Here is a 23,273-nt window from a genome sequence, read left to right as displayed (position 1 = left end):
TAGCAGTTGTGCAGCGTTAAGCATTGGTTAACCAAAATTTGGCAATGTAACCCAAAGCCTTAACCCCATCTCGCCAATTGATTTTCTTTCCTTCAGCAAAGGTACGGCCATAATAGGCCACCCCCACTTCATAAATTCGCCATCGTCTTGGCGATCGGGTTACCTTCATTGTAAATTCAACTTCAAAACCAAAATCACTACAGATTAAACGCAGGTCTTCCAGCACTTCCCGCCGAAACATTTTGTAACAAACTTCAATATCACTGAGGTTGATATTACAGACCAAATCAATCAAACTGGTGATCAATTTATTGCCTAAATAATGATGGAAATAGAGCACCCGATGGGGATTGCCATAGAAGCGGGAACCGTACACCACATCGGCCCAACCGCCATTAATTAACTTCCACATCGGTTCCCAATCCTCGGGGTCGTATTCCAAATCGGCATCTTGGATAATCAACACATCCCCGGTGGCGGCGGCAAAAGCAGTACGGAGAGCCCCCCCTTTTCCCTGGTTCTGCCGATGGAAAATTACTTTCACTTCCCATTTTGTTGCCATCACAAAACTATGGCCCTGGCGATCGCCATTGGTTTCCGCTGATGGGGCTAGGGGAAAACATTGAAACTGGCCCGCTAAATTGAGGTTGGCCAAAATGGGATGCTGTTCCGGATCGCCAAAGGTATCCACCAACCATTGCCTCGTGCCATCCTTAGAACCATCATCCACCATGACAATTTCCTTCGGTACTTCCGGCAGCACCGTGGTAATTTTTTTGAGGATCTTTTCAATGGTTTGAATTTCGTTGTAAATTGGGATGATGACAGAAAGCTTCATGGGAATGGGGAAAAGAAAAAGGCTAAACGCTGAGAGATAAATGAGATCGCCTTTAGAGTTATATCATTTTGGGAGGAGAGATAGTACTCTCCGCTAGTTCTTATTCAGAAACTTCTACGGGGCAATTGTCGCCATTTAATTAGCACAATGCAAAAAAACATCTATAGGGCAAAGAGTAATGAATAATTTGTTGACAAAACCTCTTATAAATAGCTGGATTATCGCAACATGGGATGAATATATTCAGCAATTAGATAATTTAAAAGATCAATATCTGAAGAGTTATTATTATCAAGGACACATGAGGGTTGAAATGTCCCCTGTCAGTTTTGATCATGGTCAGGATCATGTAATGATAATTTTTGCAGTGAATTTATTCATTGCCCTCAGACAAATTCCTGCGACGGGCTTGGACACAACTACTTTTCGTAAAAGTGGGGTACGGGAGTGTCAACCGGATGTGGCTTATTACTTAGGGGAAAATGCTAGGACAATTCCGTCGGGAACAGGCATTGTTAATCTGGATCAATATCCTTCCCCAAACTTGGTTGTGGAAATTTCCCGGTCTTCCTTATTAGATGATTTGGGAATAAAGAGATCTTTGTATGAGGATTTAGGGGTTAGGGAATATTGGATAGTAGATGTTCAAAAACCCCAATTATTTGCTTATTCGGTAGCCAACCTGGGTAGTCAAAGAATTACAACTTCTCAAGTTTTGCCTGGGTTAGAGATTGGAATTTTAGAGGAGGTTTTACAGCGTAGTCGTCATAGCAATCAGGCAGAGGTGGGATATTGGTTACTAAAGCGATTTCAACAATAGCAAAGTTAATAAATAAGGTTTGGATTGAAGTCAATAGGATTGTTGGTGTAACTCTCTCTCCACTACCATTTATCTACAACTCAATAGAAAATCAAAATCATAGGATTTTTGCAGATTGTGCTAAATTTTGCTTACTAGAGGAAACTGGACTAAATAATGCAATTTATTGATCAAGCGGAGATCGAAGTACAGGGCGGTAAAGGCGGCGATGGCATGGTGTCCTTTCGGCGAGAAAAGTATGTGCCAGCGGGGGGGCCTTCCGGCGGCAATGGGGGCTGGGGCGGCTCGGTGATTTTTGAAGCGGATGCCAATCTACAAACCCTGTTGGATTTTCGCTATGCCAGAATTTTTAAAGCCGATGACGGCAAACGGGGCGGCTCCAGCAATTGCACCGGGGCCAATGGCAAAGATGTGGTGGTGCAAGTTCCCTGTGGCACCATGGTGTACGACTTGGACGGGGAATGCCTCTTGGGGGATTTAGTCAGCCCTGGGCAACGGCTTTGTGTGGCGGCGGGAGGTAAAGGTGGTTTGGGCAATCAGCATTTCCTCAGCAACCGTAATCGGGCTCCGGAATATGCCCTACCAGGATTGGAAGGGGAACAGCGACAACTGCGATTGGAGCTTAAACTGCTGGCGGAAGTAGGTATTATCGGCCTACCTAATGCGGGAAAATCAACGTTAATTGCGGCTCTATCAGCGGCAAGACCCAAAATTGCCGACTATCCTTTTACTACCCTGGTGCCCAACCTAGGAGTGGTAAGGAAACCCACCGGGGACGGTACTGTATTCGCCGATATTCCGGGGTTGATTGAAGGTGCGGCGGCAGGCATTGGTTTGGGGCACGAATTTCTGCGCCACATTGAACGGACCCGTTTACTCCTCCATGTGTTGGATGTGACCGCTGGGGATCCGATCGCCAATTTTCGGGTGATTCAGCAGGAGTTAGAAGCCTATGGCCGGGGATTAATGGAAAAACCCCAAATCATTGCCCTGAACAAAATTGATGCGTTGGACGAGGAAATGATCAGGGAAATTGAGGCGGAATTACAACGGTTCAGTGACGCTCCCTGTTTGCAGATTTCGGCGGCCACCCGCTGGGGCTTGGATAACTTGATGCAACTGGTGTGGCAATGGCTCGATGAAATGGCCGCAGCGGACGCAGAAGCCCAAAGGTTGCTGGAGTTGGAATTGCAGGCCCAGGCGGCAATGAATAACCCTTTCAACTCTGACGTACCCATTGACGGGGCCACTTACTCAAGCTAAAAGGGAAAGAAAGGTAAAGAATTGTAAACCTAGTTAATTATCCGAGAAAATCCCATGAGTGAAGAACTACAACCAAACCAAACCCCTGTGCAGGAAGACCCTAAATTCGGCTTCAATAACTACGCGGAAAAGCTGAATGGCCGGGCCGCCATGGTGGGATTTCTGCTCATTTTGGTGATTGAATATTTCACTAACCAGGGAGTATTGACCTGGTTGGGACTACGGTAATAGGTTGGCGCAATTGGCCCATATCTATGGCCAGCAGGGTCGATAGGAAGATTAAATCGGATTATTACCCTTGTTCACCACTCAAAAGTTAAAAATTAGCTAAAAATTGTCCTTCATCCCCCGGAGCTTGCCAAATACCCGAGCTGGCTCCGTCAGACCCACCTGAGCTTGAATAACGGGATTGTCCCACCGCAGAAAAGGATTGGTGCGTTTTTCTGTGCCTAACCAAGATGGGATGGTGGCCTGGCCTCGTTGGCGATCGCCTTGTACTGTCTGGAATCGTTCCTGGAGGTCCCTGTTATCGGGGTCAACGGTGAGGGCAAATTTGAGGTTACCTAGGGTGTATTCGTGGGCGCACCACAGCCGGGTTTGATCCGGTAATTGCCGCAATTTACTGATGGATTGCACCATCTGGGCGGGAGTGCCTTCAAATAAACGGCCACAGCCCCCGGCAAAAATGGTATCGCCGCAAAATAAATCCCCTGTAGTTTCCCCAGGCCCTGGAGCAAAGTAATAGGCAATGTGGCCCCTGGTGTGGCCGGGGACAAAATAGATGGTTGCTTCCCTACCGCCAAAACTCAGGCGATCGCCATCTTGGAGAAAAATTGTTTGGCCGGGGATGCGTCCCTCGTCTTCTGCTCCCCCGTAAATTTTCAAATTGGGATATTGGGCTAGGAGTTCTCGGTTGGCCCCCACATGGTCCCAGTGGTGATGGGTGTTATAAATAGCTACTAAATCAGCCCCTAATTTTTGTAGGCAGTCCAATACAGGTTTAGCCACCGCCGGATCCACCACTGCGGTCTGATTCCTCTGGCGATCGTGGAGCAAAAAAATATAGTTATCTGCCAGGACGGGTAAGCGACGAATATCCATATAGCTTAGGGTTCGGGGACTGAATGGTTATGTCCATCCTAACCGTGCCAAGGCTGATCAAAATTAGACTTCCCAAGCCACCACTGCACCCTTGAGGCTATGGCCCCACCAAGGACTGTTATAGGCAGAAGTTTGCAAAGCCCCCCTCTGTAAAGTCCAAGCTAGACCGGGATCAAACAAAATTCGCGGCGGATTAAGCTTGGGTAGGCCCAAGCATTGCCGAGGATTCGTGCTCAGGGCACGCCACAGTTCAGTGGCAGTTACCAGACCCTTTTCCACTAACCCTTGCCACAAACAGGGCAAAACCAATTCGTAGCCGATCGCCCCGGGGGGAGCTTCCGCAAAGGTTTGGGTTTTTTCTTCGTAGGTAAAGGCGTGATGATCCACCGCAATAGCATCAATGACACCGTTTTTAATCCCCTCAATGAGAGCTAAACGATCGCCTTCGTTACCCAGGGGGGGGTCAAAGCGCAAATTGGGATCGTAGTGGGGCGTATGGGGCGGTAAACCATGGGCGATCGCCCCGTTGCTGAGCAGGAGATGGTGCCAGTTGACGCTAGCGGTGCAATTTAACCCCTGACTTTTAGCTTGGGCAATTAGTTCGACTCCCCGGGCGGTGGAAATACGCATCAGATGCACGGGGGTCAAATAATGGGGTAATAATTCCAACAAACTGGCGATCGCCGCCGCTTCGGACATTACCGGATCCGGTGGCAGGCCCAACTGGATCGCCAACGGCCCTTCCCGCATCACCCCATTACCCCGCAGGGAACTGTTGAGGGGAACCAAAGCTAAAGGTTTGCCGGCCATAGCCCCATATTCCAAAGCCCGCTGTAGTAACCGCCAATCTTGAATTGCGCCCCCATCGCTAAAACCAATTACCCCTGCTTGGTCTAGCTCTCCCCATTCCGTTAACTGCTTGCCCTGGTTGCCGTGGGTGACGCTCCCCCACCAGTGGCATTGAACTGTGGCCGCATCTTCCCCCTGCTCCCGCGGGTGGGCATTTACCCCTGCCATCTGATTTAACCGTTGCTCCAACCATTGCAAAGTTTGGGGCCGATCCAACGGGGGATCGGTGTTAGGCAAAATGGCTATGTCCCCAAAGCCGCCGGCGATCGCCGTTTGCAGTAATTGGCCGAGGGTTTCCCGGTCTTCGTGGCCAGGCTCACCGCTGTAGCTGTACAGATCCGCCAAGCTGGGGGCCAAGAGCAAATTGTCTCCGGGAACCACCACCGCATCCGTTGGTATCGGGTGAGAATCATCCTCCACGGCCACAATGGCATTGCCCTGTACCATCACCGTCACCCGTATTTCCTTGCCCTGTATGGGATCTAGGCAACGAACCTGGGGTCGACATTGCGTTTCCATTTAACCTTTTAACCTCGGGGGAACGACGGCACAAAAATCCCCCTAAAATCCTAGCAAAGTTGGGCAACCTTTCCGGATCCTGGGGGTTAACTGTACTTTTGGGTTAGGTCAATCACGGCTTAGTCTTCAAAGGCAATCTCCACCCCTTTTTCTGTTTGACCATGTTCAACAATATCGAGCCCCACTTTTTCCTGGGACGGTTTTACCCGCAACATGCCCCAAAGGTCCAGGAGGTAGAAAAGGAAAAACATGGTGATGAAGGCCCAAAAGGGAATCACCAAGGAGCCAACGATTTGGGCACTGAGTTTATGTTCAATGTTGGTGCTGAAAATGCCCACGGCAATCCCCCCCAAATGCCACATAAACCGTGCACAGGCCAAGCGCCCACCCCGTCGTCAATGCGTAGACGATCCAACAGCTTCGTGCCCAGCACCGACAAAATGCCTGCCACCGCCCCAATGGCGATCGCCGACCAGTTACTAACGGCGTCACAACCGGCAGTAATACCCACCAAGCCGCCCAAAATACCATTGAGGGTCACCAGCAAGTTGGCTTTATGTTTAGCTTCCGTAATCCAGTCGAAGGCTAGGGCCGCTAATCCACCAGCGGCGGCGGAAAGGGTAGTGTTCACTGCAATTAACATGGTGGTATTGGTGTTTAGAGCCCCCACAAAGGCCAATTGGCTGCCGGGGTTAAAGCCATACCAGCCCACCCAGAGAATAAACACCCCCAGGGAACTGGAAGTAATCCCCTGATAACCTAGACTGTTAATTTTGTTACCCTCAAAACGCCCAATGCGTGGCCCCATCACCACCACAGCGGCCAGGGCAGCAAATCCCCCCACCGCATGCACCAGAATCGAACCGGCAAAATCATGGAATCCCAATTGGTCAAGCCAGCCTCCACCCCACTTCCAGTAACCACTGATGGGATAGACCAACCCAGTAATGACAGCGGAGTAAATTAGGTAGGCTTTGAAATACATCCTCCCCATGACCGCCCCGGAGACAATAGTGGCCGCCGTGGCCGCAAAGGCCGCTTGGAACAACCAATCCACCTGGGGACTAAGGCCTTCCACGTTATTTGGGGTGTTGGCAATGCCAAAGCCACTCCAGCCAAAAAAGCCTCCCAATACTGGAGTTTCGCCGTACATGACGCTGTAGCCAAAGAGGAAGTAAAGTAATACCCCCACACAAACATCAAAAGTGTTCTTAAAGAGCACATTAACTGTATTTTTGTGGGAAGACAGTCCCGCTTCCAACATAGCAAAGCCAGCCTGCATGAACAGTACTAAAACCGCTGCGGCCAGTAAGAATAAATTATTAATTGCATAGGTAACTTCTGCAATGGAAATGGTTTCTGTTTGGGCCTGGGCCACCCCGACAAATAAAAATGCCAGCATAGCGCCCAGGGCATAACGGGCAAGGGGAAAAATTTTGGGTTTCATTGCCTGGACTAAATCAACTCCCTGGAAAAAGTGAGATTTTTCCTAAGATTGCATCTTGGGAGGGACTGAATTGTTCACCACCAACTTTTGTCACTGTTTGTCCACAATTTATAAAATTGGGACAAGTAGTACGCAGATGATATTTGGGTTCCATTCTAGTGAGTAGGGGAAGTACACGCTACACTGGGAAGGAGGGGAATTACTCCTCTTCTGCAAAGCTTGCATTGGCAGGAACGCTCTATGGGACCAGCTTCCCTCCTGGTGGTAGATGACGATCCCGATAATTTTGATGTTATCGATGCCCTCCTAGCGGATCGGGGTTATGAGCTTAACTACGCCGACAGTGGCCAACAGGCCATTGACAGCCTGGATACCTTTCAGCCAGACCTCTTGTTGATTGATGTCATGATGCCCGGTCTGAGTGGCATTGAGGTTTGCCGAGCGATCCGTGCTTCGACTCGGTGGCGCACCCTGCCAATTATTATGGTTACGGCCCTGGACAGTAAACTCAGTTTGGCCAATTGTTTGGCGGCGGGGGCCGATGATTTTATTTCCAAGCCTTTGAACGGTTTAGAATTGCAAGCCCGCATCCAGGCCATGTTGCGCCTGAAGCGCCAGTACGATGCCCTAGAGAATTTACTGCAACAACGGGAATCGATGGTGCACATGATTGTCCACGATTTGCGTAACCCCCTCACCAATTTAATTTTGGGGATACAAATTTTGCAGAGGGGTCATTATGATCCTCCCTTGCCCACGGAAAGACTCGATCGCCTGCTCCATGCCGGGCAACAAATCCAGCATTTAGTGGACGATATGTTGGTGGTGTCCAAGCAGGAACATGGCAAGATTCGTTTGGACTATCAAGAAGTCGACCTGTTGGCATTAATGGGGACTGTGCTGGATGATTACGAGGCGATCGCCAGCCAAAAACAATTAACCCTGGTGCGGGCATGGGAAGATAGACCCCTGGTTGCTAGAATAGACTCCCCCATTTTCCAGCGCATCATCAGCAATTTGCTCAGCAATGCAATTAAGTTTTCTCCCACGGGCGGCAAAGTAGAGGTGGTAATTGCAACGGGGGAAAAAGACAGAATCACCATCTGCTTCATTGACCAAGGGCCAGGCATTAAGGATGAACTGAAACTAAAAATTTTTGAGCCCTACGAAGTGGGTACCATCATGCCCAACATTGCCCAAATTGGCTTGGGTCTGGCATTCTGTAAGATGATGAGCGAAGCCCATGGCGGTGCCATCACAGTGCAAGATAATCAGCCCAAGGGAGCCGTTCTTTCCCTGACATTGCCCCCGCATCCCCCGGTTCCAAGCGGTTGGGTTCCCCACGGCCAATGGGAGGAATTAGCGGTCGATACTAGGAAAGAAAGGAGCCACAGGATTGCCAAGGTCAACCCTGACCAAGGACCGGTAGGCTTAGAGTAGATTCACAATTCGACAAACACTAGCAACCATGCCAGCGGAGGGCAGATTTTATTATGTTTAAGCATTGCCTCATTTGTACGGATTTTTCTGATGGACTGCAGCGACTAGCGGGCTTTGTGGAAGAACTTTCCCTCTGTGGCATCAGTAAGCTCATTTTTCTCCACACCGTTTCTGTCTGGGAAGATGAACACTTAGCCAACGTGGACGAGGGAAAACTCCAAGAAGCGAAAGTTTATCTGGAATCCTTGGTCGCCAATGTTCCCGCAGGAGTGGAGGTGAAGGTGGAAGTGTCCTCAGTGCGCTACCTTGACCTGGTTAACAAGTTGGTGAAGGAAGAAGCCATCGACATAATTATCAACGGGATGCCGGTACGGAGTGATCTCGAATCGAAGCTTTTCGGTAGCCATACCCTTTCTTTGGCTAAGTCAACGGAAGTGCCGGTAATGATTTTGCGCCCCCAATTAATTACCACCTACACCGTGGAAGAGATGGCCCTACGTTGCCAACACCTGTGGCGTAATTTATTGGTGCCCTACGATGCCAGTTCTGCCGGTAATTATCTGGTGGAAAGGTTAAAAGCTTCTTTAGAAAAGGGGCCCTCCGGTAAAGTACAGTCCTGTTATTTTCTTTCTATTTTGGAAGATGGTATCCGTCGCCCCGAGCTGATGGAAAGTCGTCGTCAGGAAGCTGAGGAAAAGTTGGCCACAATCAAACAAGAATTTAGCTCCCTGGTGCCGGATATTGTCACCGAAGTGCGCCAAGGTAATCCCATTCAAGAAATTCTCAATGCCGCTTTCGTCAATGATATTACGGCGATCGCCGTGGCCAGTCGTCGCGCTAGTTTATTGGATTGGACTATCCCCAGCTTGACGGACAACATTTTGAACCGCAGTTGGTTCCCCCTCCTGTTTTTCTCCCCTAAAAGTTAACAATAATTAGGAAAAAACAAGGTCAAGCTGGCTAAATTTTCCTACACATAAATATGAAAAAAATCCCCACCTTTGCAAAACGGAAGTGGGGTTATTGCTTGTGGGAAAACTAGGAGCTTAAATTACAGTTGCTCCATTCAGGTCCACACCGAAAATGTTGGCCTGGGCGATCGCCTCGGGGGATCCGGCGGCGAAAACATTGGAAGAAAGCCAATTCCAATCGGAACTAGAGTTCCAAACACCAATTTGGTTGGTGTCGAGGTTTTGCCAAAGCACTTGATTAACCCCCTCTACGGTTTCCGCTGCTAGGGCCTGCCAGTTGCCCAGGTCATTGTCAAAAGCTTCTCCTAGGTATTTGAGGGGGGTTGTTAAGCCATCACCGGTTTGGGCGTAGTAATTACCAAAGATGCCTTCTAGAAGACTAACATTGCCCTTGGTTTCTACATTGGTCAGGCGATCGCCAAGGAGTAGATCATTATTGAGATCAATCTGGAAAGTAACCTCCGCTTCCAGGGTATTGAAAGAATCAGTAGCCCAGGTTTCGGAAGAAATCCAGTTCCAGTTGGCATCAGCATTCCACAGCCCAAATTGATTACTGTCAGGGTTTTGCCAGAGCACTTGATTGATTCCTGCCACGGTTTCCGCTTCCAGGATTTGCCAATTACCAAAAGTGTCGGCTCCCAAGGGCTGGTCTTCATACTTCAGGCTCACTTCCATGCCATTGGGCAGTTCAACCAAGAAGAAGCCATCTTGTGCCACAGCCTTAATGTCATTGTTGGATGGATTCAGCGCATCGATAACAGTATCAACCCGGAAAGCCAGGTTTTGAATCCGGGTATCAAATACCGGGGTGGTATCCGTTTGATTAAAGGCAGTTGCGGGAGTATTGAAGTTGGCCGCCAAATATTCCGCCAGGGCATCCTGTTCAGAACCATTGGGGGCAAAGGTGGCAAACCCTGTACGGGGAGCGTCTTCGGGGAGATTCAAATCAACCCGATTGGCACTATCTCCGGTGGGGAAAGGATAGCCATCACCCCCTCCGGCCAGGAATCCCAGGGTGACCATGCGGAAGCTACGGCTAGGATCACCTATTAAGTCACCGTCTTTAACTAACACGTCTATGTCTTTGCCGGTTTCATCTTCGATCGCCAGGGAAAGAATCCGATTGCCGGGGGCACGGTCGAGGTCAAAGCTGAAGGCAATACCACTAACTTGGGGAAAACGACCCTGTTGGTTAGTGCCGTCACTGGCCGCAATACCATGCTCTAGCAGGGCTAATAATTCAGCGGCAGTAACGGTGATCAAGCTCAAGCCATTGTTAAAGCTCAGAGCGTTGGCAATGTCCGTTTCGGAAATGCCACCTTCAGGTTTAATCACATTACCATTGGCATCAGTCACCGCTTCATTGGGCAGTCGCTCGGGCATCCCAGTTCCCCCGGCGGGGATCACAACCCGACCAATGTCATCCCGAATGCCGCCGCCATTTTTAAGGGAAATGAGAGCAGTGGGATCCGTTTGTTTGGCGATCGCCAGGTTGGCATCGGCGGTTAGGTTACCCAGATTGGTTTCCTGTTGGCGAACTGCCGGGCGTAACCCTTCGAGGTAAACATCACTCAAACCAAAGACATTACTTTCTTTGGCAACAATCACTTCCCGTAATTGATCCACAATGGCTTGGATTTCCTGATCCACCAGGCCCGCCGCATTCAGATCTGCCACTCCCTGAGGATCGGTGGCATAGGCTCCACTGATTAAGGGGTCATAGCTTTCGGGAATAATTACCCCCTCGGCATCAAAGTCAATCACGAGGCGGCCGACATATTTGTAATTGCCGTCAGTATTAACCACTGCCACGGGGTTACCATCTGCACCAGTTTTGATAATGGGGTAAATTCCTTGGGCCGTATCCCCTGCCCGCAGGCGATCGTTTTCATCCACCAAGCGGGCATTGGAACCACCGGCTACAATAATGTCCACATGGCTGAGGCGGGAAGCCAATTCCTGCTCAATGCTGATTTGTTGCATATGGGCTAACAGCACCACCTTATTCAGCCCCGGATTGGCCAACAATAAGGCATCCACATCCGCTTGGATAATGGCGGCGAGGGCATCCAACTCTTCCGCAGTGGGAGTGCCACCAAAGGGACTGGGCAAAATCCCCACATCGCCGGGGCTAGCAATTGTTCTCAGGGTTGGGGTGGTGGCCCCCACAATGCCAATTTTTTCTCCATTGACGGTGATAACGGTGCTAGCGGCAATTTTGCCAGGGATGGTGCTGGATTCCTGGCCATCCGCTGTGAGCAAAGGGCTTAGGTTCCCATCGGTGGTGAAATCGAGGTTTCCACTGAGGTAGGGAAAGTTGGCCCCGGGGAAATTATCTGCCGGATCCCCTCCAATCAAATCGGCTATCAACGCTGTGCCCAGGTCAAATTCGTGGTTGCCAAAGGCGATCGCCTGGAAGCCCAACTCGTTTTGAATCAAAATATCCGCCCGACCTGCGCCGCCAAACACATCCTGGGAAGCACCAAAGAAAAGCCCAGGAATATAGGCATCCCCAGAGGAAAGAATGAGATTATTGGCAAAACCGGGAATACCATCATTGTCAATGTCCTGTTGCAGAAGGGCATTGAGCACAGCGGAGAAACGAGGCGCATCATCCAGAGCGGGTACTCCCCCTTCCTGGTCAGCGGCATGGAACAACTGCAGGGTGAAAGGCTGGGGAGTGGGAACATTAACCTCAAAAATAGCCGTGGTTTGGCTCACCTCATTGCTCACCACCAATAATGGTTTCCCGTTGGGACTATCGGCCGCGTCAATAAAAATTAATCCTTCTGGGCCGGAATCGGTCAAATTAGACTCTGGATCGACAGTGAAATCCCGTGGATTAACGTATTGAACAAATTCAGGGGACTCGGGATTGGTCACCTCGTAAACCATGACGCCGCCAATGCGTTCCAATCCCACAAAGGCATAGGTACGACCGTCGATGGTGCCCACTGTCACCCCTTCTGGCTCAGGCCCCTTATTATCACTGCGGTTATCGAAACTGTTGTTGTTGTTGCTGGCATTGAAAAAATCCGGTATCGATTCAGCGACAATCCTTTCAAAATCGTCCCCACTGTCGTAAATCAAATTACCGTTGCTGTCCCAAATGGAGAAAGAACGGGAACCATAGGTGTAGAGTTGGTCAAAATCCCCATCCCCATCAATGTCCCCAAATTTGGTGGTTACGGTCAGACGACCAAGGTTGGCATCTGCTTGCAACTCTGCGGCATTGGGAAAAGCCACCGGGTCTAGAATCAAATCCTTAATCCGAGCTTCTTCCAGAAAAATATCTCCTTCCCCATCAAACGGAGAGGGAAAAATATCATCGTCCGAGGGACGGTTGCGGGCATCCCCTTCATTGGCGGTGATGTAATAGGTCTGGTCTCCGACGGTAAAAGAGGCAATGCTGTCGGGCATATACATGCCGAAAATTGGCCAATTTTGAATATTAATCCCCCCATCCCGATCGCTGGCATCCAATCCATTACCCGGCAAGCTGTGGTCCTTAAAACCTAGGGGCAGAATCGACTCCACTGTGGCACTGGCAATGTCAACCACTGCAACGGCATTATTTTCCTGCAAGGTTACCCAGGCTTTAGTCCCATCTCCGTTAAAGGCAATATATTCCGGCTCCACATCTTCCGCTACGGTGCTGTTCCGGACAACGTTACCATTCTCATCGAAAATCTGGCCGAAAAGTCTGACACCAGCGGCTAGTAGATCAGCTTTTTGGGTGTTAAAACTATCAAAAGTGGCAGTCTGGGCTACTAGGTTGCTAAACCCATTGCTGATGTCCACAATGCTCACTGAACCCACCGGATCCACTGTGTAGCTTTCATTGGGTTCCCCTTCATTGGCGGTTAAAACTTTTGTCCCATCGGGGCTAAAGGCGACCATATCGGGTAAAAAACCCACCAGCACTTTGCCCAGGAAATTGCCGGTAGCTGTATCGAAAAACTGTACTTGACCTGCTTCCTGATTGTTAAGGTCATCCCGAATGGCCAAGGACACAGCCACAATGCCCGCGCTGGGAGTACCGGCTTTACCCACCGCCACACTGTTGGGTGCAGGGCTGAAACCGGGGGGCAGGCCATCAAAATCCAGTGCCAAATCCCCCAGCTTAGTGGGATTGGTGGGATCGGTTAGATCTAAAATTTCGATTACGGAGCCCGCCACCACAAATAGGCGCTTAGTGCTGGGGTCGAAGGCAGGAATTTCCGACCCATTACTGCTGGCAAAGCCACCAATTTTGCTTATCAAACTAACGCCGTTGTTAATGGTCATAATTGCTTCGGGAATTTCTCAATCAGGAAAAATGGAGGAAAATTTTGGACTTGGGTTGGCGATCGCCGACGGACAACAAAATTCCCCATCAGCGGCGAGTCCCCACTAGTCCCCGCTATAGTTTTTCACAGACAAATTAAGAAAAACTTATGATTAGGCTATGGAAAGGTTAAGCAAAACAATTAGTTCCGGGTAAAGATTGAGGAAAACCCGCCATTGTCAACGGGGAACGAAAAAGCTAAGCTCAAGGGCGGCGCATTACCCTGCCAATTTGGAGCCAATTCCTCGACAATATCGATAATTCTGAAAAATCCTTAAACTATCTATGCAACAACGTGGCGTGACAATCTGGTTAACGGGACTGAGTGGAGCAGGCAAAACCACCATCACCCAGGCGTTAGAGAAAAAATTACGGGATAGTGGTTACCGTCTAGAAGTGCTAGATGGAGACGTGGTGCGCACCAATTTGACCAAGGGTCTGGGCTTTAGTAAGGAAGACCGGGATACCAATATTCGTCGCATCGGTTTTGTTTCTCATTTGCTCACCCGCAACGGCGTTATTGTGCTGGTTTCTGCCATTTCCCCCTACGAAGCCATTCGCCAGGAGGTGAAACAGACCATTGCTGATTTTTTAGAAGTATTTGTCAATGCGCCCTTGGCGGTTTGTGAACAGCGGGACGTTAAGGGTTTATATGCCAAAGCCCGCAGTGGAGAAATTAAGGGCTTCACCGGCATTGATGACCCCTATGAACCACCTACCAATCCCGATGTGGAATGCCGCACCGATTTAGAGGAGCTGGATGAAAGCGTCAACAAGATCTGGCAAAAGTTAGTCGATTTACAATACATCGAAGGTTGAACCAACTAGCCTTTACTTGGGCTTCGGCTGATCATAATCAATCTTTTCCTGAACAAGGAGTCTATCTTGGCAACGGGGCCCTTAATTGTTCTGACAAAGCTCCGACAGCCCTGGGGTCAATGGGCCGTTGGCTTCCAATGGCAAACCAATCTATCTAGGTGGGGACTAGATGGGGGATTCCTTGCGCTAGGATTAACTTTGGTTAATATCGATCGCCAAGGGATTAGGCTTAATTAACCAGACTAGTCCCCTATTCCCCCATATAAGTTGAATAATTTCCTAGTCGCAAATCTTGCAATGGAGGCAATGAATAGCAGTGAATCCCATTGAGTTGATTCAAAAGGGCGGCGTGGCCATGTGGCCCCTGATTCTCTTATCGGTGTTGTCCGTCAGTACGATCATCGAAAGGTTGTGGTTTTGGGGGCAAATTCTCCTCAAAAGTTCCCAGACTGCTTCCCGCATTTTGGATACGGCGGCCCGGGATTGGGACACGGCCATTCGGGTAGCCCAGGATAATCGGCGTTTCCCCATTGCTAAATACCTTTTGGCACCGTTGCGTTTGCCCCATCCAGACCCGGAGGTTTTTCACCTGGCCTTGGAGTCGGCGGCCGATGACCAACTGGCCCTGATGCGGCGGGGGGACAAAATTCTGGAAGCGATCATTGCCCTTGCTCCCCTGTTAGGTTTGTTAGGAACGGTGTTAGGGCTAATCCAGTCCCTTAGTTCCATCCAAATTAGTGATTTGGGGACGGCTTCCACCGCTGGGGTTACCCTCGGGATTGGGGAGTCCTTAATTTCCACGGCGACAGGGCTAATCGTGGCGATCGTCAGCCTGGCTTTTTATCGTCTGTTTCAGGGTCTATGGTTCAACCAGATGCGGGTATTTCGCAAGGCCGGCAGTGAACTGGAGGTGCTCTATCGTCAACGGTGGTTTGAGGAAGAGATGGCCTATGACGACGGCATAGCCGCCACCTCAGAAGCGGGAAGCATGCCCCAGGAATCCTACTAGTTTTCCTTGCTGGAATAGCATCCCCTTGCACAACTTTGTTTCAGCTTCTATTTTGTCGTCGTTAGTATGGTTACGGAGTTCCTCACAGTTCGGACTCTGTAACAAACACTTGCTCTTGGCTTTCCCCATTCGTCGAAAATCCCCATGGCATCCTCCCCCAAAGTTCCCAAATCGACCCGTAGGCTTCAAGCTCTCTACCACCCCACCCGGCCCCTCGCCCTCTGGCAAGATAGTCAACATGATCAGGGGGAAGTGCGCATTGAGATAATTCCCTTAATCGATGTAATTTTCTGTATTCTCACTTTCTTCATCCTGGGGGCGGTGGGGCTATCCCGGCAACAGGCCATTAGCTTAGACCTGCCCAGGGCCAGCACCGGTGCCCCACAAATGCGGGAAATGTTTATGGTGAGCCTGGATGATCTGGGGCAACTGTATGTGGAAAAACAGCCAGTCAGCCAGGAGCAGATGGTCAGTGCCCTGCAAAATTATCACCAATACAATCCCAGCGGTTTGATTGTACTGCATGCTTCCCGCAATGCCAGCTATAACGATGTGGTGCAGTTACTGGACATTCTCCGCACCGTGGGCGGCGATCGGGTGGCCCTAGCTACCTTACCCGGGGATGGCCAAACTCCTCCAGGCATGAATCCCAATGGCTTTAACGATCCCAATTTAGGACTGCCGGGCATGACTCCGGGCAATGCTTTCCCCAATAGTCCCACGCCGGGAATGCCCAATTTTAATAATTTGAATCCTGGTGGTTCCGGTGCAGGCTCCCCTAATTTTAGTAACACTCCCCTGCCCGGTATGCCCGATGCCAATGGCAATATGTCCCCCAACCCCGGCATGAATCCTGGTTTTCCCGGTGGAGGCACCATGAACCCTGCCCCCAACTCCCAGTCCCCCAATTTACCTGGGATGGATAACACCACTCCCGATGCCCCCCAACAGTAATTGGTTGAAACTGCGTTGCCCATGATTTCGGCTCGACAATTGGCCTTTTTAGTTCTGCGGGACATCGATCGCCGCGATAGTTACACTGATGTGGCCATTGACCGGGCTTTGCAAAAACATTCATTGTCTCCCCCCGATCGCCGTTTATGTACAGAATTGGTTTACGGGGTGGTGCGCCGACAAAGAACCCTGGACTGTTTAATTGAACAACTTGGCGATCGCTCTGTGGGCAAACAACCGCCTGATTTAAGAAGGATTGTGCAACTGGGACTGTATCAATTGGGTTATTTGGATCAGATTCCAGCGTCAGCGGCGGTCAATACCAGTGTGGATTTGGCCAAGGCCAATGGATTGAAGGGATTGAGCAAAGTTGTTAATGGTATGTTGCGTCGCTACCAACGGGGCAGGGAAGGGGGAGAAGGAATTTTAGACCAGGGAAAAATCAGTTTAGGAGAAAAATATAGTTTCCCCGATTGGTTGGTGGATTTATTTGTACAAACCTGGGGCCAGGAAGAAACAGAAGCTTTATGTACTTATTTCAATCACAACCCCTCTTTGGATATCCGCATAAATCCCTTGCAAACCAGTCGGGAAGCAGTGGCGCAGATGTTGGAGTCCATGGATATCACCGCCACCGCCATGGCCGGTTTACCCCAGGGATTAAGGCTGACCGGAAAAACCGGGGCCATCACCCAACTGCCAGGTTTTGTAGAAGGTCTCTGGACTGTGCAGGATGCCAGTGCCCAATGGGTGGCTCAAATTCTCAATCCCCAACCGGGGGAAACTATTTTTGATGTTTGTGCGGCCCCCGGTGGTAAAACCACCCACATTGCCGAATTAATGGGGAATCAGGGTCAAATCTACGCCGGCGATCGCCATGGTTGGCGCTTACAAAAGTTAGCTGTCACCCAACAAAGATTAGGACTGACCAGCATCAAAACCTGGGAAGGGGATTTAACTCGACCGGGAGTCAAACCTCCTATGGAATCGATAGACCGGGCTTTGCTGGACGTGCCCTGCTCTGGTTTAGGCACCCTGCATCGCAACCCCGATCTGCGCTGGCGACAAACCCCCGCCACTATTGAAACCCTTTTACCCTTGCAAGAAGTTCTACTAAAGGCGATCGCCCCCTTGGTGAAACCCGGCGGCACCCTGGTTTATTCCACCTGCACTTTGAATCGGGCGGAAAATGAAGCTCAGATTGAACAATTTTTACAAGGCCACACCGAATGGCGATCGGAAAACTTTATCTGGATTAGCCCATCAGGAGATTCCCAGGGCGTTACTGACGGTATGCTGACTATTCTTCCCCACCAACATCAGCAAGATGGGTTTTTCATCGCAAATTTAAAGAAAGCTTAACAATTCTAACGGCGATCGACTCTTCCCCCCACAATAGAAATAGTGAATCAAAATTCTGGCCAAAGGGTAAATGTCCTAAAAACAATACATGGGACTCATTACTTGACCGGAAACTTTAGCTAAGTTAACTGTACCATTCCATCCCTGGGGGGTAATGCGCCATGACGAAAACTGCTAGAACTAAACAACTATTCAAGATTTTGATTGGGGCCGCCTGGCTAGATGGGGTAATCCAAGTGGAAGAAAGGCAACATCTACGGCGCTTAGCGGCGGAATATAAACTGGAAAATGATCCGGAATTACAGGCCCTTCTGTCAGAGCTAAAATCCGTGGAAGCTCCCCAATGCTATGCCTGGGTGAATGAATATTTAGGGGATTACCCCAGTGAGCAAGAATATTCCGAACTGTTAGAAGCATTGAGTGGCTTACTCTACAGCGACGGCGATATTCAAACCCAAGAAGCCCAGTTACTAGCTTCCCTGCAGGAATCCGATCCTAGCCATGGCCACCCCAAATCATCCCTGGATAAATTTCTTGGCAAAGTTCAGCGGCTTTACCGTCGTGCCCTGCAAAAAGCTAGCTAAATTTTTGCAACTCTGGGATTTTCGGGAGAAAACATGATGACTTGGATGACGATCCTAAGCTTGGTTCTGGGGTTGGGCGTTTTGGTGATAGGGGCAGAAATATTGGTTAAAGGGGCTTCCCGCATTGCGCTGATGTTTGGCATTTCCCCTTTGATCATCGGTCTCACCATTGTGGCCTATGGCACTAGCGCTCCGGAATTGGTGGTGAGTTTGCAAGCTGTCTTTGCTGGGCAGGCCGATATTTCCATCGGCAATGTGGTAGGTAGTAATATCTTCAATATTTTGCTGATTTTGGGGGTCTGTGCCACCATTACTCCCCTGGTGGTGGCCCAACAATTGATCCGCTTGGACGTACCTATTTTAATTGCCGTTTCCGCTCTCCTAATGTTCTTCGCCCAGGATGGTCGAGTTAATCGTTTGGATGGATCAATTTTTGTCCTGGGGGCAATCCTCTACACCACCTTTCTCATTTTTCAGAGTCGGCGGGAAAAAAATCCAGAAATTGCTGAGGAATACGCCCAGGAGTTTGGAGAACCTGTGCCGAAAACTGGCCAGCAAATCGCCAAACAGATTGCTTACATTGGGGTAGGTATGGGATTATTAATAATTGGTTCCCGTTGGTTAGTGGAAAGCTCCGTGGACATTGCCCGGGCCCTGGGCATTAGTGAGTTGGTCATTGGGCTGACCTTGGTTTCCCTTGGCACATCATTGCCAGAATTAGCTACTTCCGTGGTGGCCAGCTATCGGGGGGAGCGGGACATTGCCGTGGGTAATGTGGTCGGCAGTAATATTTTTAACATTCTGGCGGTGTTGGGTTTTGCGGCCAGTCTTTCCCCCACAGGGGTGGCCATTGCCCCGGCGGTGATTAAATTTGATTTGCCGGTGATGTTTGCAGTGGCGGTGATCTGTTTACCGGTTTTTCTGACCGGAAGACTAATTTCCCGTTGGGAGGGAATTCTCTTTTTGGGCTATTACTTCTCCTATGCCACCTATTTGGTATTAAGTGCCACCAGCAACGAAAATCTTTCCCTCTTCACCGATATCATCCTGTTCATTGTTATTCCAGCAACGGCGATCACCTTGGGGCTGTCCATTATTCCGAATCTGTTTAAGGGCACCAAAACGGCACCGGAATCTGATTCCGACTGAAGTCTATTGAGTATCAGAAAAAATAGTAAAAAAAGATTATGTTGTCAGTCGACGGTTATGCTAGTGGGAGCGAAAATCAACTCACAGATAAAATTGGCTTGCCAGGGAAAATAATTTGCCTTGGGCGATATGCTCCCATTCCTTCATTCCTTTCAACCAATAGATGAGGGGGAATGTCCAACACAGGGAACTTCACTGGTAAAAACGTTAAGCTAAAACAGAACTGGGCGCTCTGCCTGGGGTTGGCTGTTTGGGAGCAAATTAGTTGCCATGTTACGTCTCATCACCCAGTCCGGTGACATTGTTCAGGAGTTGCGACGTTTACATCATCGTCCCGTCCCTTCCCCCTGGCCGGTGATGGCAAAGGTTGTGGCGGCGATGGAACATTGGGCTACCGTTAGCCAGGATGCTCCCCCCAGGGTTAGTGGAGCTGAGTTGGATGCGGCTTATCAGCGTATTAGCCAAGAAAAATTGTCGGTGATTCGCCAAGCTTGCAACATCCTAGAGCAGATTTACCGTCCGCAGTTGCCCAAGGCCAAAGTGCGCTTTCCGGAAGATGGCACAGTGCGGGGGCAGAGGTTTTACGCGGTGAGAAGGGCTGGTTTTTATCTGGAGACCAAAAGGGGGGATGCCCTGGGCAATTTACTCCGCCAAGGAATGTTGGCCAAGACTATGGGGGTAGGGGAACGGGTGTTGGTAACGGAAACTATTAGCCCGACTATTTTGGTGGCGGCCCAGGAAATGGGCATTGAGGAAATTTATCTAGCTGCCGGGGTGCCGGCGATCGCCATGTTGACCTGGGGGGCAAAAAACATTGCTCCGGTGGAGTCCATTACGGGGGCGGGATCTCCGGAGGTAATGGCCGCCAAACAATTGGTGAGTGGTGTGGTGACCATTGACCAAACCCTAGCCAGAACAAATTTGATGGTGCTAGCGGACAGTGAAGCCAACGGGCAATGGCTAGCCCTAGATTTGTTGGCCCATGCCGAACAATATCCCAATGCCAGCGCAGTGCTACTGACCAATCGCCTGGATCTGGGAGAAGAAGTCATCCAATCAGTGAATCGCTATTGTCGGGAGCAAGAACATTCTGTGCACACGGAAAAGGCCCTGGCCCATTACGGCCTAGTGGCGATCGTGGAAGACCTGGAAGCCTGTGGAAATTGGGTCAATGAGTTCGGCCCCCATATTTTACTATTGGCTATGGAAGACCCCTGGGCCATGGTGGAAAAAGTCCAGCGAGCCAGGGAAATTTACATCGGCTACCATAGTCCGAGCATTTTGGGTCATTACCTTAGTGGAGCTACCCGTCTGCAAACCCAGGATGGGGCCATGGCCACAGCTAGTGAATTAGCCTTCCATTGTTTTCTACGCTCCAGTCAATTACTAGACTATGGTAATACCCTGCCGCCCCCGTGGTTAAAGGATTTGGTTAATTGGCAGGGTCTAACGGCGATCGAAGAACGGTTGGGGCAATTGGAGCGACTCAATGAGGATTAGGTTAACCAAATTTTACCTAGACTTTTTCAATTCTGGAACCAGAAATTCCATCTATCGTTTTGCGATAAGACGTAGCAGTGAAGACTGCAAACCTTGCACTGCTTTGCCGATTTCTGGCTAGGGAACCTACTTGCCCAAGCTTAACCATGGGAACCATACTGCCCGATTAGCCAGGATCTTCAAACTTATAGCCCAAACCGATCACCGTTTTAATAAAACTAGGATTAGCGGGGTCTGGTTCAATTTTCTTGCGCAATCTGCGGATGTGGGTGTCCACCACCCGTTCGTCGCCAAAAAAATCATTGCCCCACAACTTTTCAATTAATTGGCCCCGATTCCAGACTCGCCCTGGATAGCTCATAAACGTAGCTAATAAATTAAATTCCAACCCGGTCAATTCCAACTCCTCCTGGCGATCGCCTTGGTAACGACTAGCCTGATGTTGGTCTAGGTCCACCTGAAAATGGCTTGTGCGATAAATTTGCCCCACCGGTTGCCCCTGACGCAATTGCCGCCGCAATAGGGCCCGCACCCTGGCCACCAATTCCCTCGGACTAAAGGGTTTAACCAAGTAATCATCGGCCCCAGTGGAGAGGCCAATAATGCGGTCTATTTCCTCCCCTTTGGCGGTCAACATCAGAATATAGGGATCTTTACTGCCTGGTTGTTGGCGAATGCGGGTACAAACTTCCAGCCCATCCAATTTGGGTAACATCAAATCCAACACAATGAGATCCGGAGCCTGTTCCTGGAAAATTCTTAAACCCGTTTCCCCGTCATTGGACACAACGCAGGTAAACTGTTCACGCTCTAGGGTTTCCCTAATTAACTGGGCTATTTCCTGGTCATCTTCTACAATCAAAATATTGGGCATGGCAATAAATCAATCCTGTTCCTCCACATTGCGACTATTGCGCCACACCTGCCAACCCAGATAAATCAACAGCAGAGTAGCACCAATGGCAAAGCCCCAACCGCTGGGAATATTGGAAAATCCCAAAGCTAAACTGCCGGCCCAGAGGGTGAGGGCATAGATAAACAGCACCGTTAGACGGTGGGAAATACCCGCATTGATCAAGCGGTGGTGCAGATGGCCCTTGTCAGCCTTAAAAGGAGATTTCCCCTTAATGACCCGGGAGAGAATAACCACTGACATGTCCAAAATGGGCACCGCCAGCACCAGATAGGGCAATAAAACCGCTGTCACCGCCACCGTCGCCATGGCTGCTACTTTAACCAGGCCAATCACCGCTACGGCCCCCAGGGTAAAGCCCATAAAGTAGGCTCCCCCATCCCCCATGAAAATCTGGGCAGGATTGAAGTTGTACCGCAAAAACCCCAGTGCTCCCCCGGCCATGGCCGCCGCAATTAAGGCCGCCTCCGATTGTTCCATAAACAAACAGAGCACAAACAGCACCACCGCCGCAATGCCACAGACCCCCGCCGCCAAACCATCCAAGCCATCAATCCAGTTAATGGCGTTGGCTAAACCCACTAACCAAATCACCGTAATGGGCAAACTTAAAATGTCCAGGTACACCAAGTTCCCCAGGAACGGCAGGGTAAAAAAGTCAATTCTTACTCCCATATTCCATACCACCGAGGCGATCGCCACCTGGGCCAATAAACGGGAAAAAGGACTTAGGTCAAACAGGTCATCAAATAAACCAATGCCAAAAAAAGCTAAACCCCCCAGCACTACGCCCCAGACTTCCCATTCCCCTTTAGTGCTCATGGCACCGAAGGCCCCAAGATTCCAAACCGCCAACAGCGCCACCAAGCTACCGAGGAAAATAGATACTCCCCCTAGGCGCACCATGGGACGATGATGCATTTTTCGAGCACTGGGTTGGTCTACATAACCGGCCCGTTGCCCCCAATGATTGATTAACGGTGTCGTGAACCAAACCACAATCACCGCCAAAATAAATGCAATGAGATAATATTGACCGCCGAGCATGGGCAAAGATGGGATTGGGAAGGGTTCATGGTAAAGTTTACCCCATATTTGTAAGGTGCTTAGCTCCTGTTAACCAGGCAATAGAAGCCGCAATCCAAAACCCGATGGTCTGGGGTCACCGTGAACTATACGAAGCTATCGCTCTTCTATCAGAAAAGGGCAGATAAAATAGAAGAGCTGAAAGCTAGAGTTGACATATGGTAGCGCACCGTAGAGCCAAAGAAACAGTACAGTTCATAGACAAATATTGCGAAACCTACAGAGACTTATTTCCAGAAGTGAGAAGTTTTGAGTACTTCAAATATTTGTATCTAGGATGAATTACGGACAGGCTGATTCAAGCCTCGAGTGCATCAACTGA

At 49.8% G+C, this 23,273-nt stretch carries 18 protein-coding genes and 2 pseudogenes; 13 read left to right on the top strand and 7 right to left on the bottom strand.

Annotated elements, in window-relative coordinates; translation table 11 throughout:
• Positions 1-16: 16 nt before the first annotated feature.
• Complete coding sequence (locus IQE94_RS16245) at positions 17-838, bottom strand: glycosyltransferase family 2 protein (RefSeq protein WP_223342300.1); 822 nt, start codon at positions 836-838, stop codon at positions 17-19.
• Positions 839-1,016: 178 nt separating this feature from the next.
• On the opposite strand from IQE94_RS16245, the gene IQE94_RS16240 reads away from it, so the two are divergent.
• The 3 genes from IQE94_RS16240 (at position 1,017) to IQE94_RS16230 (ending at position 3,149) form a co-directional block, all read left to right on the top strand.
• Positions 1,017-1,658: a Uma2 family endonuclease gene (locus IQE94_RS16240; RefSeq protein ID WP_212720003.1), complete on the top strand. Its 642-nt coding sequence runs from the start codon at positions 1,017-1,019 to the stop codon at positions 1,656-1,658.
• Positions 1,659-1,814: 156 nt separating this feature from the next.
• Positions 1,815-2,921, top strand: coding sequence for a GTPase ObgE (obgE, locus tag IQE94_RS16235; protein WP_212720005.1), 1,107 nt, complete (start codon positions 1,815-1,817; stop codon positions 2,919-2,921).
• 54 nt (positions 2,922-2,975) lie between these two features.
• Positions 2,976-3,149, top strand: a complete 174-nt coding sequence (locus IQE94_RS16230; protein ID WP_212720007.1) for a chlorophyll a/b-binding protein — start codon at positions 2,976-2,978, stop codon at positions 3,147-3,149.
• A gap of 99 nt (positions 3,150-3,248) precedes the next feature.
• Here the strand turns inward: IQE94_RS16230 and gloB are convergent, their stop codons facing one another.
• From gloB to IQE94_RS16215, 3 genes and pseudogenes are all read right to left on the bottom strand, one after another.
• Positions 3,249-4,022, bottom strand: coding sequence for a hydroxyacylglutathione hydrolase (gene gloB / locus IQE94_RS16225; RefSeq protein ID WP_223342299.1), 774 nt, complete (start codon positions 4,020-4,022; stop codon positions 3,249-3,251).
• Positions 4,023-4,085: 63 nt separating this feature from the next.
• Entirely contained in the window at positions 4,086-5,390 is a 1,305-nt protein-coding gene (locus IQE94_RS16220) for a dihydroorotase (protein ID WP_212720011.1), read from the bottom strand.
• 119 nt (positions 5,391-5,509) lie between these two features.
• Positions 5,510-6,837, bottom strand: a pseudogene (locus IQE94_RS16215) (ammonium transporter).
• A gap of 240 nt (positions 6,838-7,077) precedes the next feature.
• Between IQE94_RS16215 and IQE94_RS16210 the strand changes: the two are divergent.
• Together IQE94_RS16210 and IQE94_RS16205 are read left to right on the top strand one after the other, a co-directional pair.
• The gene (locus IQE94_RS16210) at positions 7,078-8,277 is read left to right on the top strand and encodes a hybrid sensor histidine kinase/response regulator (protein ID WP_212720015.1); all 1,200 of its coding nucleotides are present in this window, start codon (positions 7,078-7,080) and stop codon (positions 8,275-8,277) included.
• Positions 8,278-8,330: 53 nt separating this feature from the next.
• Positions 8,331-9,206 (top strand): universal stress protein, encoded by an 876-nt coding sequence (locus IQE94_RS16205; protein ID WP_212720017.1) that lies wholly within the window; start codon positions 8,331-8,333, stop codon positions 9,204-9,206.
• 117 nt (positions 9,207-9,323) lie between these two features.
• On the opposite strand, the gene IQE94_RS16200 is transcribed toward IQE94_RS16205, so the two are convergent.
• A complete protein-coding gene (locus IQE94_RS16200; protein WP_212720019.1) occupies positions 9,324-13,535 on the bottom strand; it encodes a choice-of-anchor I family protein in 4,212 nt (1,403 codons plus the stop codon).
• Between the two features lie 325 nt (positions 13,536-13,860).
• Between IQE94_RS16200 and cysC the strand changes: the two genes are divergently transcribed.
• From cysC to IQE94_RS16165, 7 genes are all read left to right on the top strand, one after another.
• The gene (gene cysC / locus IQE94_RS16195; protein ID WP_212720027.1) at positions 13,861-14,394 is read left to right on the top strand and encodes an adenylyl-sulfate kinase; all 534 of its coding nucleotides are present in this window, start codon (positions 13,861-13,863) and stop codon (positions 14,392-14,394) included.
• A 316-nt stretch (positions 14,395-14,710) separates the two neighbouring features.
• Positions 14,711-15,403 carry a MotA/TolQ/ExbB proton channel family protein gene (locus IQE94_RS16190; protein ID WP_212720034.1) on the top strand — a complete coding sequence of 231 codons (693 nt, stop codon included), beginning with the start codon at positions 14,711-14,713 and terminating at the stop codon, positions 15,401-15,403.
• A gap of 144 nt (positions 15,404-15,547) precedes the next feature.
• Positions 15,548-16,357 carry a biopolymer transporter ExbD gene (locus tag IQE94_RS16185; RefSeq protein ID WP_212720036.1) on the top strand — a complete coding sequence of 270 codons (810 nt, stop codon included), beginning with the start codon at positions 15,548-15,550 and terminating at the stop codon, positions 16,355-16,357.
• Between the two features lie 21 nt (positions 16,358-16,378).
• Positions 16,379-17,719 carry a 16S rRNA (cytosine(967)-C(5))-methyltransferase gene (locus tag IQE94_RS16180; protein WP_223343235.1) on the top strand — a complete coding sequence of 447 codons (1,341 nt, stop codon included), beginning with the start codon at positions 16,379-16,381 and terminating at the stop codon, positions 17,717-17,719.
• A 161-nt stretch (positions 17,720-17,880) separates the two neighbouring features.
• Positions 17,881-18,303: a TerB family tellurite resistance protein gene (locus IQE94_RS16175; RefSeq protein WP_212720038.1), complete on the top strand. Its 423-nt coding sequence runs from the start codon at positions 17,881-17,883 to the stop codon at positions 18,301-18,303.
• A 45-nt stretch (positions 18,304-18,348) separates the two neighbouring features.
• On the top strand, positions 18,349-19,452 hold the full coding sequence (locus IQE94_RS16170) for a calcium/sodium antiporter (protein WP_249213993.1): 1,104 nt from the start codon (positions 18,349-18,351) through the stop codon (positions 19,450-19,452).
• Between the two features lie 270 nt (positions 19,453-19,722).
• Positions 19,723-20,952 (top strand): histidinol dehydrogenase, encoded by a 1,230-nt coding sequence (locus IQE94_RS16165; protein ID WP_223342297.1) that lies wholly within the window; start codon positions 19,723-19,725, stop codon positions 20,950-20,952.
• A gap of 166 nt (positions 20,953-21,118) precedes the next feature.
• Here the strand turns inward: IQE94_RS16165 and IQE94_RS16160 are convergent, their stop codons facing one another.
• Positions 21,119-21,826: a response regulator transcription factor gene (locus IQE94_RS16160; RefSeq protein WP_223342296.1), complete on the bottom strand. Its 708-nt coding sequence runs from the start codon at positions 21,824-21,826 to the stop codon at positions 21,119-21,121.
• 9 nt (positions 21,827-21,835) lie between these two features.
• The gene (locus IQE94_RS16155; RefSeq protein ID WP_212720050.1) at positions 21,836-22,912 is read right to left on the bottom strand and encodes a glycosyltransferase family 4 protein; all 1,077 of its coding nucleotides are present in this window, start codon (positions 22,910-22,912) and stop codon (positions 21,836-21,838) included.
• 197 nt (positions 22,913-23,109) lie between these two features.
• Here IQE94_RS16155 and IQE94_RS16150 point away from each other — a divergent pair.
• Positions 23,110-23,229 (top strand): annotated as a pseudogene (locus IQE94_RS16150) (IS701 family transposase); the annotation flags it as partial.
• Positions 23,230-23,273 lie beyond the last annotated feature (44 nt).

The organism is Synechocystis sp. PCC 7339 (assembly GCF_019924095.1).
Lineage (GTDB): Bacteria > Cyanobacteriota > Cyanobacteriia > Cyanobacteriales > Microcystaceae > Synechocystis.
Note: the sequence above shows the minus strand (reverse complement) of the source record. Positions and strands in the feature narration are given on the sequence as shown.

Excerpts from the sequence above, each read along its gene's own strand:
- IQE94_RS16245 (WP_223342300.1), bottom strand. The coding sequence starts at position 838 with ATGAAGCTTTCTGTCATCATCCCAATTTACAACGAAATTCAAACCATT.
- IQE94_RS16240 (WP_212720003.1), top strand. The coding sequence starts at position 1,017 with ATGAATAATTTGTTGACAAAACCTCTTATAAATAGCTGGATTATCGCA.
- obgE (WP_212720005.1), top strand. The coding sequence starts at position 1,815 with ATGCAATTTATTGATCAAGCGGAGATCGAAGTACAGGGCGGTAAAGGC.
- IQE94_RS16230 (WP_212720007.1), top strand. The coding sequence starts at position 2,976 with ATGAGTGAAGAACTACAACCAAACCAAACCCCTGTGCAGGAAGACCCT.
- gloB (WP_223342299.1), bottom strand. The coding sequence starts at position 4,022 with ATGGATATTCGTCGCTTACCCGTCCTGGCAGATAACTATATTTTTTTG.
- IQE94_RS16220 (WP_212720011.1), bottom strand. The coding sequence starts at position 5,390 with ATGGAAACGCAATGTCGACCCCAGGTTCGTTGCCTAGATCCCATACAG.
- IQE94_RS16210 (WP_212720015.1), top strand. The coding sequence starts at position 7,078 with ATGGGACCAGCTTCCCTCCTGGTGGTAGATGACGATCCCGATAATTTT.
- IQE94_RS16205 (WP_212720017.1), top strand. The coding sequence starts at position 8,331 with ATGTTTAAGCATTGCCTCATTTGTACGGATTTTTCTGATGGACTGCAG.
- IQE94_RS16200 (WP_212720019.1), bottom strand. The coding sequence starts at position 13,535 with ATGACCATTAACAACGGCGTTAGTTTGATAAGCAAAATTGGTGGCTTT.
- cysC (WP_212720027.1), top strand. The coding sequence starts at position 13,861 with ATGCAACAACGTGGCGTGACAATCTGGTTAACGGGACTGAGTGGAGCA.
- IQE94_RS16185 (WP_212720036.1), top strand. The coding sequence starts at position 15,548 with ATGGCATCCTCCCCCAAAGTTCCCAAATCGACCCGTAGGCTTCAAGCT.
- IQE94_RS16180 (WP_223343235.1), top strand. The coding sequence starts at position 16,379 with ATGATTTCGGCTCGACAATTGGCCTTTTTAGTTCTGCGGGACATCGAT.
- IQE94_RS16175 (WP_212720038.1), top strand. The coding sequence starts at position 17,881 with ATGACGAAAACTGCTAGAACTAAACAACTATTCAAGATTTTGATTGGG.
- IQE94_RS16170 (WP_249213993.1), top strand. The coding sequence starts at position 18,349 with ATGACGATCCTAAGCTTGGTTCTGGGGTTGGGCGTTTTGGTGATAGGG.
- IQE94_RS16165 (WP_223342297.1), top strand. The coding sequence starts at position 19,723 with ATGTTACGTCTCATCACCCAGTCCGGTGACATTGTTCAGGAGTTGCGA.
- IQE94_RS16160 (WP_223342296.1), bottom strand. The coding sequence starts at position 21,826 with ATGCCCAATATTTTGATTGTAGAAGATGACCAGGAAATAGCCCAGTTA.
- IQE94_RS16155 (WP_212720050.1), bottom strand. The coding sequence starts at position 22,912 with ATGCTCGGCGGTCAATATTATCTCATTGCATTTATTTTGGCGGTGATT.